11 protein-coding genes and 1 pseudogene are annotated in these 12,797 nt (G+C 71.1%); 9 read left to right on the forward strand and 3 right to left on the reverse strand.

The window, feature by feature from the left end; all coding sequences use genetic code 11:
- The first annotated feature begins 19 nt into the window (after positions 1–19).
- The 7 genes from ACIA8D_RS14925 to ACIA8D_RS14955 are packed head-to-tail and all read left to right on the forward strand — an operon-like array spanning position 20 to position 7,035.
- On the forward strand, positions 20–826 hold the full coding sequence (locus ACIA8D_RS14925) for an acetoacetate decarboxylase family protein (protein WP_399232088.1): 807 nt from the start codon (positions 20–22) through the stop codon (positions 824–826).
- 24 nt (positions 827–850) lie between these two features.
- A complete protein-coding gene (locus tag ACIA8D_RS14930) occupies positions 851–2,332 on the forward strand; it encodes an aldehyde dehydrogenase (protein ID WP_399232090.1) in 1,482 nt (493 codons plus the stop codon).
- Positions 2,325–3,257, forward strand: coding sequence for a 3,4-dihydroxyphenylacetate 2,3-dioxygenase (locus tag ACIA8D_RS14935; protein ID WP_399232092.1), 933 nt, complete (start codon positions 2,325–2,327; stop codon positions 3,255–3,257). Before ACIA8D_RS14930 ends, ACIA8D_RS14935 begins: the two co-directional genes overlap by 8 nt.
- Entirely contained in the window at positions 3,250–4,095 is an 846-nt protein-coding gene (locus ACIA8D_RS14940; protein WP_399232094.1) for a fumarylacetoacetate hydrolase family protein, read from the forward strand. Before ACIA8D_RS14935 ends, ACIA8D_RS14940 begins: the two co-directional genes overlap by 8 nt.
- Positions 4,096–4,141: 46 nt before the next feature.
- Positions 4,142–4,750 (forward strand): TetR/AcrR family transcriptional regulator, encoded by a 609-nt coding sequence (locus ACIA8D_RS14945; RefSeq protein WP_399232227.1) that lies wholly within the window; start codon positions 4,142–4,144, stop codon positions 4,748–4,750.
- Positions 4,751–4,810: 60 nt separating this feature from the next.
- Positions 4,811–6,304, forward strand: coding sequence for an aldehyde dehydrogenase (locus ACIA8D_RS14950; RefSeq protein ID WP_399232095.1), 1,494 nt, complete (start codon positions 4,811–4,813; stop codon positions 6,302–6,304).
- On the forward strand, positions 6,301–7,035 hold the full coding sequence (locus ACIA8D_RS14955) for a gamma-glutamyl-gamma-aminobutyrate hydrolase family protein (RefSeq protein WP_399232097.1): 735 nt from the start codon (positions 6,301–6,303) through the stop codon (positions 7,033–7,035). The genes ACIA8D_RS14950 and ACIA8D_RS14955 overlap by 4 nt, the downstream gene beginning before the upstream one ends.
- Before the next feature lie 92 nt (positions 7,036–7,127).
- On the opposite strand, the gene ACIA8D_RS14960 is transcribed toward ACIA8D_RS14955, so the two are convergent.
- On the reverse strand, positions 7,128–7,700 hold the full coding sequence (locus ACIA8D_RS14960) for a MarR family winged helix-turn-helix transcriptional regulator (RefSeq protein WP_399232099.1): 573 nt from the start codon (positions 7,698–7,700) through the stop codon (positions 7,128–7,130).
- A gap of 160 nt (positions 7,701–7,860) precedes the next feature.
- Between ACIA8D_RS14960 and ACIA8D_RS14965 the strand changes: the two are divergent.
- Positions 7,861–8,115, forward strand: a pseudogene (locus ACIA8D_RS14965) (OsmC family protein); the annotation flags it as partial.
- A gap of 6 nt (positions 8,116–8,121) precedes the next feature.
- Here the strand turns inward: ACIA8D_RS14965 and ACIA8D_RS14970 are convergent.
- Positions 8,122–10,446 (reverse strand): PQQ-binding-like beta-propeller repeat protein, encoded by a 2,325-nt coding sequence (locus tag ACIA8D_RS14970; RefSeq protein ID WP_399232101.1) that lies wholly within the window; start codon positions 10,444–10,446, stop codon positions 8,122–8,124.
- Between the two features lie 180 nt (positions 10,447–10,626).
- On the opposite strand from ACIA8D_RS14970, the gene ACIA8D_RS14975 reads away from it, so the two are divergent.
- Positions 10,627–11,238, forward strand: a complete 612-nt coding sequence (locus tag ACIA8D_RS14975) for a hypothetical protein (protein ID WP_399232102.1) — start codon at positions 10,627–10,629, stop codon at positions 11,236–11,238.
- Between the two features lie 224 nt (positions 11,239–11,462).
- Here the strand turns inward: ACIA8D_RS14975 and ACIA8D_RS14980 are convergent, their stop codons facing one another.
- A complete protein-coding gene (locus tag ACIA8D_RS14980) occupies positions 11,463–12,614 on the reverse strand; it encodes a calcium:proton antiporter (RefSeq protein WP_399232103.1) in 1,152 nt (383 codons plus the stop codon).
- Positions 12,615–12,797 lie beyond the last annotated feature (183 nt).

A 12,797-nucleotide genomic window follows, 5' to 3' on the forward strand; every position in this document is an offset into this window, starting at 1 on the left:
ATCGCGTAAGGAACCCCAAGTGACCAGTGTCCGTGGATACTTCACCCCCAAGACGGCGACGGGCGCCTCTTCGCTGATCCCGTCCCCGCCGTGGCGCTACTCCGGCGACCTGCTCACCATCGAGTACCGCACCGACCCCGCCCGTGTCCGCGAACTCCTGCCGGAGCCACTGGAGTTGGCCGACGACGACCCTGGCGCCGTCGCCCTCATCTGGGCCGACTGGCAGTCCTGCTCGGCCGAAGGTCACGAGCTGCTCGACCCGGTGCTCGCCCAGTACAAGGAGGCCTTCGCGGTCGTCCGATGCCAGTACAAGGGACAGACGTACACCCGCTGCGTCTACATCTGGGTCGACAAGGACTTCGCCATCGCCCGCGGCCTGCACCAGGGCTATCCCAAGAAGCTCGGCTCGATCCACCAGACCCGCCCCCACCCCTACGGGCCCGCCCCGCGCATCGAGGCCGGCGCCCGCTTCGGAGCCACCCTCGCCGCCGCCGACCGGCGCCTGGCCCAGGCCGTCGTGACCCTGCGCGAGCCGTCCGGGACCAACGGGTTCGTCAACGGCCACCCGATGGCCCACCACCGCTGGCTGCCCAGCATCGAAAAGGGCAAGGGCCTCGCGCTCGACGAGCTCATCGAATCCGGCGCCGCCTCCTTCGAAGGCGGCCAGGCCTGGGTCGGGGACGCCGAGCTGGAGCTGTTCGAGGCACCCACCGAGGAGCTGGCCCGCCTGGAGATCCGCGAGCCGATCGCCGCGTACTACCGGCAGGTCGGCGTCGTCTGGGACGGCGGTCGGCTCCTCGAATCCGGTACCTCCGCCGCCGAATAGACACCCCGTCAGGAGCCCTCAGCCATGACCGATCGCAAGATTGACCAGCACACCGTCACCGTCGCCGGTGTCACCGTCGACACCCGCCACTACATCGGCGGCGAACGCGTCGCCTCCGCCGACAGCTTCACCGACGTCTCGCCCATCGACGGCTCCGTGCTCGGCGAGATCGCGCGCGGCACCAAGGCCGAGGCCGACGCTGCCGTCGCCGCCGCCAAGGCCGCCTTCCCCGGCTGGGCCGCCACCCCGTCCGCCGAGCGTGCCCGCCTCCTGCACGCCCTCGCCGACGGCGTGGACAAGCGCATCGAGGAGCTCGCCCTCGTCGAGACCACCGACAACGGCGCCCTGCTGCGCTCCCACCGCCGCGGCGTGATGCCGCGCGTCGCGCACAACTTCCGCTTCTTCGCGGACTGGCTGACCGACGGCCTCGGCCACGACGACTTCGAGACGCGCGGGCACACCAACCACGTGACCTGGGACCCGGCGGGACCCTGCGTGCTCATCACGCCGTGGAACGCCCCGCTGATGCTGTCCAGTTGGAAGCTCGCCCCGGCCCTCGCCGCCGGCAACACGGTCGTCCTCAAGCCCGCCGAGTGGACCCCGCTCACCGCCTCGATCTTCGCGGACATCGCCGCCGAGGCCGGCATCCCGCCCGGTGTCATCAACGTCGTGCAGGGCTACGGTTCCGAGATCGGCGACGCGCTCACCTCGCACCCCGACGTGCGCCGCGTCAGCTTCACCGGCTCCGTCCCCACCGCTCGGCACATCGCGGCGCAGGCCGCCCCGAACCTGACCCCGCTCAGCCTCGAACTCGGCGGCAAGTCACCGCTGCTGGTGTTCGCCGACGCCGACCTCGACCTGGCCGTCGACCTCGCCGTCGAGCAGTACGACAACGCCGGTCAGGTCTGCCTCGCCGCCACCCGGATCCTGGTGGAGGAGTCGATCGCCGATGAGTTCACTCGTCGATTCATCGGCAGGGCGGCGCAGCTGAAGCAGGGCGACCCGCGCGACGAGGCCACCGACATCGGCCCCAACATCCACCCCCGCCAGCTCGACAAGATCGACGGCTTCGTGCGGCGGGCTCTCGCCGCCGGGGCGCGGGCCGTCATCGGCGGCGAGCGCGGTGAGGGCAACCACTACGCGCCCACCCTCCTCACCGACGTCGCCCAGGACTCCGAGATCGTCCAGGAGGAGGTCTTCGGCCCGGTCCTCACCCTCCAGACCTTCACCGACGAGGACGAGGCCGTCCGCCTCGCCAACGACACCCGCTTCGGCCTGGCCGCCACCCTCGCCACCGGTGACCGCACCCGAGCCGACCGCGTCACCGCGCGACTCGTCGCCGGCACGGTGTGGGTCAACTGCTTTTTCGTACGCGACCTCCAGGCGCCCTTCGGCGGCTCCCGCCAGTCCGGCGTCGGCCGCGAGGGCGGCACATGGAGCTTCGACTTCTATTGCGACCTCAAGAACACCGTGAGCGCGCCGAAGGGCTGGACCAACCATGGGTGAGATCGTCGGCGCGGGCCTGCTCGCGCACGTCCCCACCATCGTGCTGCCGGAGGCGGACCGCCTCGAACTCAACGAGGGCAAGGAGATCACCCTCGTCACCGGCCTGCACCAGCTGCGCAAGGACGTCTTCGAACGCGACGACTACGACACCGTGGTCGTCCTCGACTCCCACTGGGCGACCACCGTCGAGTTCGTCGTCACCGCACAGCAGCAACGGGCCGGCCTGTTCACCTCCGAGGAACTGCCGCGCGGCATGTGCCGGATGCCCTACGACTTCCCCGGTGACCCCGAACTCGCCGAGAACATCGCCCAGTTCGCCGACAAGCACGGCACCTGGATCACGCCCATCGACGATCCGTACCTGCCGATCTACTACGCCACGATCAACCTGTGGAAGTTCCTCGGCGAGGGCCTGCCCGACAAGCGGTGGGTCACCATCGGCGTCTGCCAGACCGGCGACACGGAGGACCACCTGCGGCTCGGCCGCGCCCTCGCCGACGGCATCGCCGCCACCCCCGGCCGTCGCGTCCTGATCATCGCGTCCGGCGCGCTGTCGCACACCTTCTGGCCGCTGCGCGAGCTGCGCGACCACGAGGCGAGCGACCCGCGGCACATCCGCACCCCCGAGGCGCGCGCCGCCGACGAGGAGCGCATCGCCTGGTTCAAGGAGGGCCGCCACGACAAGGTCCTCGACACCATGGACGAGTTCGCGAGGTTCAAGCCCGAGGCGAAGTTCTTCCACTACCTCATGATGGCCGGCGCGCTCGGCGAACGCGCCTGCACCGCCAAGGGCCGCCAGTACGGCGCGTACGAGAACTCCGTCGGCACCGGCCAGGTCCACCTCTGGTTCGACCGCCCGGCCGACGGCTGGACCGCCGCCTCCGCCCCCACCCCCGCTTCCGTACAGGAGACCGTACATGCCTGAGTACCGCCGCATCCTCCTCGACGGCGCCGCCGTCGAGGTCACCGTCGACGGGGACGAGCTCGTCGCCGGAGACGGCCGCCGCGTCAAGACCGACGAGGCCCACCACCTGCCGCCCGTCGTGCCCTCCAAGGTGGTCGCGGTGCACCTCAACCACCGCAGCCGCGTCGACGAGTTCCGGATCGGCCTGCCCGACACCCCCACGTACTTCCACAAGCCGACCTCGGCCCTCAACTCCCACAAGGGTGCCGTCGTCCGCCCGGACGGCTGCAAGTGGCTCAACTACGAGGGCGAGGTCGCCATCGTCATCGGGAAGACCGCGCGCAACATCTCCCCGGAGCAGGCGGGGGAGTACATCGCCGGCTACACCGTCGCCAACGACTACGGCCTGCACGACTTCCGTGACACCGACGCCGGCTCCATGCTGCGCGTGAAGGGCTCCGACACGCTGTGCCCGCTCGGCCCGGGACTCGTCACCGACTGGGACTTCCACGGCAAGCGGCTGCGGACGTACGTCAACGGCGAGGTCGTCCAGGACGGCTCTACCGACGAGATGAAGTGGGACATGCACTACCTCGTCGCAGACATCGCCCGCACCATCACCCTGTACCCCGGGGACGTGCTCCTCTCCGGAACGCCCGCCAACTCGCGGCCCGTACAGCCCGGCGACGTCGTCGAGGTGGAGGTCGAGGGCCTGGGCCGGCTCACCAACCACATCGTCACCGGACCCACCGCGATCCGCGCCGACGTCGGCGCCCAGCCGACCGAGTCCGAGGAAGTGCTGTCCACCGCGCTCGGCGGCGACTGGGAGTTCCGCGGCATCAGGCCGCCGAAGCGCTGACATGACCGCCGACACGGTTGCCGCGCAGGCCGGTAGGCTCGACACCATGTCCGACTCCGTCGAGCCGACCAGCGGCGAGCAGAGCCGGTCCCGCAAGCGCGTGAAGAACTACGGGACCGGCCGCACCGCCCTGCTCGACGCCGCCGTCCGCGTGGTGGCCCAGGGCGGCCTGCGCAAGCTCACCTACCGGGCCGTCGCCCAGGAGGCCGGAGTCACCCACGGACTCGTCGTGCACCACTTCGGTTCGCGGGACGCACTCATCGAGGAGGCGGTCAACCACGCCATCCACTCCTCGCTGGGCAGCAGCGCCCTCGGCGACGGCACCGGCCGGCCCGCGGACTTCTCCTCCGGTCTGGTCGACATGGTCGAGTCAGGGCCCGAACTCCAGGCGTTCCAGTACGAGTTGCTGTTGGAAGCGCGCCGCAGGCCGGAGCTGCTCCCGCACCTGCGCAGCCTGTACGAGGAGTACTTCGAGGCCACGCGCCGCGAGCTGGAGCGCATGCTGCCGGGGCCGGTGGACCGCGGCACGTACCGCCTCGTCTTCGCCGCCCTGGAGGGCCTCGTCCTGCACCAGCTCGTCTTCGGCGAGCGCGAGGCCACCGAAGAGGCCCTCGACCGCCTGCGGTCGCTGCTGACGGACCTCGCGCAGGGCTGACACCTCACACCTCTCCTCGGTGTCCCGTGGGACACCCCGTGGTCGGGAGGACCACCGCTGATGCCCCCTGCCCCCACCCATGACACCTGGCTGCGCCGGGCCAAGGACCTCACGCCGAACGGCGCCCACTTCATCGACGGAGCCGGCGAGGCGGGCGGCGGCGCCACCTTCGCGGCCGTCTCGCCCCGCGACGGCCGGATCCTCGCCGACGTCGCCGACGGCGGCGAGGCCGAGGTGAACACCGCGGTCGCAGCGGCCCGCAGCGCCTTCGACCACGGGCCGTGGCCGCGCCTGGCACCGGCCGAGCGCGGTCGGGTCCTGATCCGGATCGCCGACCTCCTCGAGGAGCACCGCGTCGAACTCGCCCTCACGGTCAGCCTGGAGATGGGCAAGACCATCACCGACGCGCACGACATCGAGCTGCGTGCGGTCATCAACACCTTCCGCTGGTACGGGCAGTTGGCCGACAAGCTCGCCGACGAGTCACCGCACACCGCGTCCGACGCCCTGGCCCTCGTCACCCGCGAGCCCGCCGGGGTGGTCGGTGCGATCGTCCCGTGGAACTTCCCGCTGACCATCGCCGGGTGGAAGGTGGCGCCCGCGCTCGCGGCCGGCTGCACGGTCGTCCTCAAGCCGTCGGAGAACTCCCCGCTGTCGGCCCTCCTGCTCGCCCGCATCGGCCTGGAGGCCGGGCTCCCGCCCGGGGTGCTGAACATCGTGAACGGCGAGGGACCGGTCGCCGGCCGCGCCCTCGGCCTCCACCCCGACGTCGACGTGCTCGCCTTCACCGGCTCCACCGCCGTCGGCCGTCACTTCCTGCGCTACGCCGCCGACTCCAACCTGAAGCGGGTCTGGCTCGAACTCGGCGGCAAGTCGCCCAACATCGTCCTGCCCGACGCCCCCGACCTGGAGCGGGCCGCCGCCACCGCCGCATGGGGCATCTTCTTCAACCAGGGCGAGATGTGCACCGCCCCGTCCCGCCTGCTCGTCCACTCCTCCATCGCGGAACAGGTCACCGAGGCCGTCGTGGCGCGCGCCCGCGCCCTGCGCGTCGGCGACCCGCTCGACCCGGCGACCGACATGGGTGCCCTCGTGAGCGAACGCCACCTCGACCGGGTGCTCGGACACGTACGGGACGGCGTGGACAGCGGGGCCCGCCTGCGGGCGGGAGGGGGGCGCACACTGCCCGACACCGGCGGTGTCCACCTCGAACCCACCGTCTTCGATCGGGTCGCCCCCGACAGCCGCCTGGCCCGCGAGGAGATCTTCGGCCCGGTCCTGTCGGTGCTCACGTTCGACGACGTGGACGAGGCGATCGCGCTCGCCAACGCCACCGAGTACGGGCTCGCGGCCGGCCTGTGGACCTCCGACCTGTCCACCGCACACCGGGTCTCCCGGGCGCTGAAGGCGGGGACGGTGTGGGTCAACTGCTATGAGGAGGGCGACCTTACGGTGCCCTTCGGCGGCATGAAGCAGTCCGGCAACGGCCGCGACAAGTCGGCCCACGCCCTGGAGAAGTACATGGAACTCAAGACGACCTGGATCCAGCTGTGAGCCGACTCCCCGCCGGGAACCGCCCGTTGATCGCGATCCCCGCCCGTTTCTCGGCGACGACCTCCGCCCTGCGCTACGCCGCCGAGGTCAACGCCCGTGCCCTCGTCGAGGCCGTGTGGCGGGCGGGCGGCGAACCCGCCACCATCCACCCGCACGCCCCCGGCGGCACCGCCGACCCCGCCGAGGTCGCGGCCCGCCTGGCCCGCTTCGACGGGCTCCTCCTCCCCGGCGGCGGCGACCTCGCGCCGCACCGCTACGGGGCGGCGGACGCCCACGAGACGGTGTACGACGTCGACGACGAACAGGATGCCTTCGACCTGGAGTTGGCCCGCCGGGCGCTCGCGTCGGACCTGCCGCTGCTGGCCGTCTGCCGCGGCCTGCAAGTGGTGAACACGGCCCTCGGCGGCACCCTCCACCAGGACATGGGCGGACCCGACCGGGAACACCGCCACCTGCGCCACCCGGTCTCGCTCACCCCCGGCTCGGCGGTGGCCCGTGCCACAGGAGCAGACAAGACCGAGGCCTCCTGCTACCACCACCAGCATGTGGAACGTCCGGGGGAGGGCCTGCACATCACCGCGCGTGCCGCCGACGGCACCGTGGAAGCCCTCGAACTGCCGGCCCGCGACGCCCTGCTCCTGGCGGTCCAGTGGCATCCGGAGGACACGGCCCACGAAAATCCGGCCCAACAACGGCTGTTCGACGCGCTGGTGGCGGCGTCGGGCAGCTGATCCGGTCGACCCGGTGGCGGAAACGGCGGCGCCGCCCAGTACGGAAAGCGGGTGCCACGACGGTCGCGGCGGCGGGCCAGGACCTCGCAACGTCAGGACCTGGCCCGCCGCCCGCTGCGCCGCGGGGCCGGCTCCGCCCCGTCCAGGAGAGCCAGCCTGCGCTCCTCACCGTGCTGTTCCACCTGCATCACCACGCGTCGCAGCGCGTCCGCGACCAAGCGGCACTCGTCGTCGTCGAGCTGCCCGGCGACGAAGGCCTCCTCGTCGTTGAAGCGCGGGAACAGCTCGGTCATCATCGCCTCCCCGGTGTCGGTGAGGCTGAGCAGCACGAGCCGACCGTCCTCCGGGTGGCCGGTCCGGCGCACGAGCCCGCGCGACTCCAGGGTGCGGACGACACCGGTGAGCGTGCCCTTGGAGATCCCGGCCTCCTCCGCCACGCGTCGGGTCTCGGACTCGCCCCACACCCAGACCACCCACAGCACCACGAACGCGGTCCAGGTGAGGTCGGCTTCGCGGAGGACCGAGTTCTCCAGGTGCTGTCGGACGGCCGCGGCGGCACGGTGGATATTGGCCACCACCGCCATCTGCTCGCGCCGGATCGGCAGCCCGCCGAGCTTCGCCTCGGCAAGCTTCTCGGCCGCGCTGATGGATTGTTCGCCGGGCACGCTCACACTCCTTCGCCGCCGCCGCGGCGCTGTCCGGGCGGCGATTTCGTTCGGGTGCAAATTATAGGGAGCGCCGAGCGTCGCCCATAGTGCGGCCCTTTGTCACCCGCCCGCGCCGTCCGTCGCCCGACCACGGCACTGAGCAGCCCTCCTCGGCTCCGCCACGACCCGGCATGCCGAGCCGACAGCGTTCACCGTCACGGCGTCCGGCGACAAGGTCGAGGACGAGGGCGGCAACCGGATGACGGACCTCGCGGTCACCTTCCACGTCACGTTCCCCGAGGGGCCGGAGGGGGACCGGTCCCGCGCGATCCTGCCGCGCGCCGTGAAGAGCTCGCACGACCGTCTGTGCACGGTGAGCCGCACCGTGGAGGCGGGCACACCGGTCACCGCGACCGTGGCGCCGGACGCGTAGCGATCCTCAGTCTTTACGGGGGCCCGTGAGGCGGATGCCGCGCAGGTTTTCCTGGGGGTCGAGGAAGGCGAGCGTCCGGCCGGCGGCCAGCGGGTCGCTGTTGCCGATGCTCGCCGTGAACTCGCCCTTCCACAGCGTGCGCCCGTCGGCGGAACGCAGGACGCGTACCGTCTGCCGGCTCTGGAACAGCCGGGCGGTGCGGGTGTACCGGATCATCGTGCAGGCGCCCGCGGAGGCGATGTCGAGGTCCGTACCGCCCTCGGACCGCCAGCGTTCCCTGCCGTCGTCGGCGTTGAGACAGACGACGCCGTCGGCTGTGGGCAGGACGAAGCCGTCCGGGGTGGCCACCGGGTCGGGGGCGGTGCCCCCGGTGGGAGCCTCACCCTTGAAGGTCCACTTCTGCTTGCCGGTGCGGACGTCGACGGCCGTGGGTCCGCTGCGCTCGCCCTTGAGGCGGGGGAGCAGCAGGGTGGTGCCGGAGAGCGGGGCCGCCGGGGGGTCCTTCTCCTCGAGGCTGCCGGGGGCCACGGGCGTGACCTCGGCCAGGGGGATGCGCCATTTCTCGTTTCCTGTGCGGGCACCGAGCAGGACGAGGTCGATGCGCTTCTTGGTGACCTTGTCGTGGAAGAGGACGGCATCATCCGTGCGCTGCGGCGCGCTGATGCGCTGTCCCAGATCCGTGTACAGGTTCATGCCGGGCCGGTCCCACAGCGGCTTTCCGGTCGCTCCGTCGAGTGCCGTCGAGCCCACCAGGGCCAGGTCGCCGATCCCCGTGATGGTGCCTGAATCGTCCATCTGCTGGGTCCAGCGTTCCTTCCCCGTACGTGCGTCGAAGGCGGTGACCGTCTGCCGGTTGGGGTCGCCGCTGCCGAAGAGCACCAGTCCACGGCGGTCGAGGACGTGCAGGCTGTAGTCGTCCTTGTCGTACAGTTCCCGCTTCCAGCGGGTTCTGCCGGTGGCGCCGTCGAGTACGTGCAGCATCGCGATCAGGTCCTGGGGCAGTTGCACCAACGCGAGCACGGTCTCGCCGTCGTCGATCGCGGCCGCCTCCGAGTCCCCGGCCAGAGGCCATTCGAGGCCCAGGTCGCGTTTCCACAGATGCTTGCCGTCGGCGAGGTCGAACGCCTGGAACGCGCCGCCGTTGTGGGCGGGGACGAAGCAGCGTGTGCCGGACCGGAGGGGCTGGTCCCAGCCTTCGCGGCGTTCGCCGAGGCTGTGCGACCAGGCGAACGCGTCGTGTCCGGGGTCGGCGGAGAGGTAGACCCCCGCCGAAATGGCGGCCGTGGCGACCGCGGCGAACCCGGCGCCGCCCAGCAGAAGTCCGCGGCGGCTCAACTCGGGGCGGTTGCGCGCTGCCGGGGTGCTGTGCCGCGTAGACGTGACGGTGACGGCGGCATCGAGGGGTACGGCGGCGGGCTCGGCCTCCCGGTCGACCACGGTGGGCGGGTGTTCGGCGCGTGGTGCCGGCACCGGTGTCGCGGGGGCGGCCCGCTCCTCGAGTTCGCGCAGCGCGTCGCCGAGTTCGATGGCCGAGCCGTACCGATCCCCAGGGTCCTTCGCCAGCAGGCGCAGGATCAACGAGTCCCAGGCGGGCGAGAGGTCAGGCGCGAGGCTGCTCGGCACGGGTGGCGCGTCGTTGAGGTGCGCCGTCAGGAATCCGAGGGTGTCGGGTGCGGTGAACGGCAGCCTGCCGGTGCGCAGTTCGAACAGGACACAGCCCATCGCGTACAGGTCGCTGCTCTGCTCCGGGTAGCCGCGGGCCTGTTCGGGGGCCATGTAGGCGGCCGTCCCGATGACCAGTCCGGTGCGGGTCAGCCGGCCGTCGGTGGCCGAGGCGTCGGCGGCCCGCGCGATCCCGAAGTCCAGGACCTTGATCCGGTCCGACGGTGTAACGAAGAGGTTGGCGGGCTTGATGTCACGGTGCAGCACACCCGCGGCGTGCGCCTCCGCGAGCGCCTCGCAGATCTGCCCGCCCCACCGGGCCGCCTGCGCCCCGCCGACCGGGCCTCGCCGGACGGCGGCCTCCAGGCCCTCGCCGCGCAGCAGCTCCATGACCAGGAAGGGGGTGCTGCCCTCGGGGGTGACGGCCGTGCCGACGTCGTGCACGGTCACGATGTGCGGGTGCTGCAGCGCGGCGGTGATCCGCGCCTCGCGCAGAAAGCGGGCGCGCGCCTCGTCGGCGGTACTGCCGCCGCCCGCGAGCATCGAGATCACCTTGACCGCGACCGGGCGCCCCAGGATCTCGTCGCGGGCCTCCCAGACTTCCCCCATCCCGCCCTGGCCCAGCGGCCTCACGAGCCGGTACCGGTCGGCCAGTATGCGATCCACCACGTCTCAAGTCCCCCAGATCGCACCGTGGTTCAGCAAAGTGATCGCAGCGTAGCCCTCCGGCTTCGGGCGTGTGCACGGTCCGGTGTATGGCGAAACCATGGAGGTCGTGGCTCGCACACGTCCACCACTCGAACGCCGGCTCCCTTGCGGTACGGGAACGGGGCGCACCAGCATGCCGTCATGACACCCGCTGACGCCTGGGCCGACATCGAAGCCTGGCTGCGGCCCAACGCGCCGGCCACCTTCGCCTCACTTCCCGAAGCCGCAGGCGAGCAGGGACTGCGGAGCCTGGCAGCGCACGTCGGTGGCGGAGTGCTGCCGGCCGAACTCGAAGGCGCCCTGTCGTGCCATGACGGCTCCGGCGAATTCGTGCTCCCGGGCTTCCACCGGTTCAGCAGTACGGACATCATTCGCCGCGAGTACGTGGCGTGGGGAGCGGCGGACGAACGCCGCATTCGACAGCTGAGGGACAAACACCCGCGGAACCCAGGTCAGTATCCGCGCCCACTGCCCGGCGACCACCCCCTGTGGCACCCGGGCTGGATTCCTGTCTGTCACGACGAGAGCGGGAGTCTGCTCTTCGTCACCCACGCAGAAGGCGAAGAAGCGGGCAGGGTGGGCGTGTTCGAGCACGGCGACGGTGCCTCGTTCCCGGAAGGCCCGGCCTTCGGCAGCCTCACCCGCCTCCTGGAGGCCACCGCGCAGGCCCTGCGCTCCTCCAGCTTTGCGATCTGGGGAGGGTGGGAGCCCTCCGTGGACGACCAGGGCTTCCTGGAATGGCGGGAAGCCTGAGGCTGCCGGTCGGGTGCAACTCGCGTTACGTTACTGGGCGCTGCTCCACCCGCCCGCTCTGGAATACGAGTCCACCAGGTCCACCACGAAGACGAGGGTCGAGCCCCTTTCTTCGTCGGTTCGCGCATTGCCGTCTCAATGCCTTCCGCATGGGGCCCGTGCAGCGGATGCCCACGCCACCGAGGATGCCGATCCACGGAGCACGTCCCGTCCGGCAGCCGTGCTCAGGAGAACACGACGAGCGCGTACAGCAGGAACGCCATCAGGTGCGCGCCGCCGTGCACCGCGGTTACCTTCTTGCCGAAGAAGGATGTCACCGTCAGGAGCAGGGTGACGCCGAGCAGCACGAGGTTCGCGGGCGTTTCGGCGAGGTGGACGGTCTGGCCGGTGAACAGGCCGATGGTCAGGACCGCCGGGATGGTCAGGCCGACGGTGGAGACCAGGGCGCCGTGGCACAGGTTGCTCACACGCTGGATCTCGCCCGTGTACGCGGCACGGATCGTGGTGATCGTCTCCGGCAGGAAGACGATCATCGCGATGAGGATGCCCGACAGTTCCACCGGGGCGCCGACGCGGCCGAGTCCTTCGTCGAGGAGGGTGGCCATGTCGTGAGAGAGCAGCACGACCGGGATGACGGTGAGGATCAGGACCACGGCGCGTGAGAGCACCTCGGTCCGGTGGGTCGACAGGACCTGCTTGATGCCGGGCCGGGCGGGGGCCCCGCCGGATGAGGAGGAGGCGGCCGGCGCGGTGGTGACCTCCTGGAAGTCTCCGCTCTGCGGCCCCATCTGACGCCAGAGGAAGAACACGTACAGCGCCAGGGTCGAGACGAGGATCGGCACCTCTTGGCCGGCCGTGTACGCGCCGTCCGAACCGATCAGGCCCGGCAGGGCGAACGCCGTCGCGAGCAGGACCACCAGCAGCGACACGTACGAGGACACACCGGCACGGTTCGGCCGCAGGCTGCCGTGGCGGATGCCTGCGACGAGCAGCGCGATGCCGACGACGAGGTTGAGGATGATCATGGATACGGCCATCACCGAGTCACGGGCGATCGTCGCGTGTTCCCCCGGCCCGAGCATCACGGACGAGATCAGGATGACCTCGATCACCACGATCGACAGCGTCAGGACCAGGGTTCCGTAGGGATCTCCAAGCCGGTGGGACAGGCGCTCGGCCTGGGTGACCACGCCGAAGGCGCAGGCCACGATCACGAGGACGATCACCGCGAGCAGCCCGAACAGCACCGGTGTCGAAAGGGGGGCTTTCAGGGCGGGGCTTGCGACGAGCAGTGCGCCGAAGGCGATCCAGCCGAGCAGCAGCTGCGCCAGCGCCCGGGGGGTGAGGACTTTTCGGATGCCAGAGACGACCGACACGGGTCAGATCTCCCAATCTGCGGGCCGTCCCGGCGCTTGTCTCCTACGCACGGGCCGTCCCGAGCGCACCTACTGCTGCACAGGATACCTGAGCGCGGGGCGCGTCGGCGCTGGGTGAGCGGGTGGCGTCCCGCACCCCTTGTCCCCTCCCATCCATTCCGATACCGTGTTTATTAAAGCCGG

The organism is Streptomyces sp. NPDC051684, assembly GCF_044453445.1.
GTDB lineage: Bacteria > Actinomycetota > Actinomycetes > Streptomycetales > Streptomycetaceae > Streptomyces.

What these genes read in the sequence shown, in the direction of transcription:
- ACIA8D_RS14950 (WP_399232095.1), top strand. Translation starts at nt 4,811, where the DNA reads ATGCCCCCTGCCCCCACCCATGACACCTGGCTGCGCCGGGCCAAGGAC.
- ACIA8D_RS14975 (WP_399232102.1), top strand. Translation starts at nt 10,627, where the DNA reads ATGACACCCGCTGACGCCTGGGCCGACATCGAAGCCTGGCTGCGGCCC.
- ACIA8D_RS14945 (WP_399232227.1), top strand. Translation starts at nt 4,142, where the DNA reads ATGTCCGACTCCGTCGAGCCGACCAGCGGCGAGCAGAGCCGGTCCCGC.
- ACIA8D_RS14940 (WP_399232094.1), top strand. Translation starts at nt 3,250, where the DNA reads ATGCCTGAGTACCGCCGCATCCTCCTCGACGGCGCCGCCGTCGAGGTC.
- ACIA8D_RS14930 (WP_399232090.1), top strand. Translation starts at nt 851, where the DNA reads ATGACCGATCGCAAGATTGACCAGCACACCGTCACCGTCGCCGGTGTC.
- ACIA8D_RS14935 (WP_399232092.1), top strand. Translation starts at nt 2,325, where the DNA reads ATGGGTGAGATCGTCGGCGCGGGCCTGCTCGCGCACGTCCCCACCATC.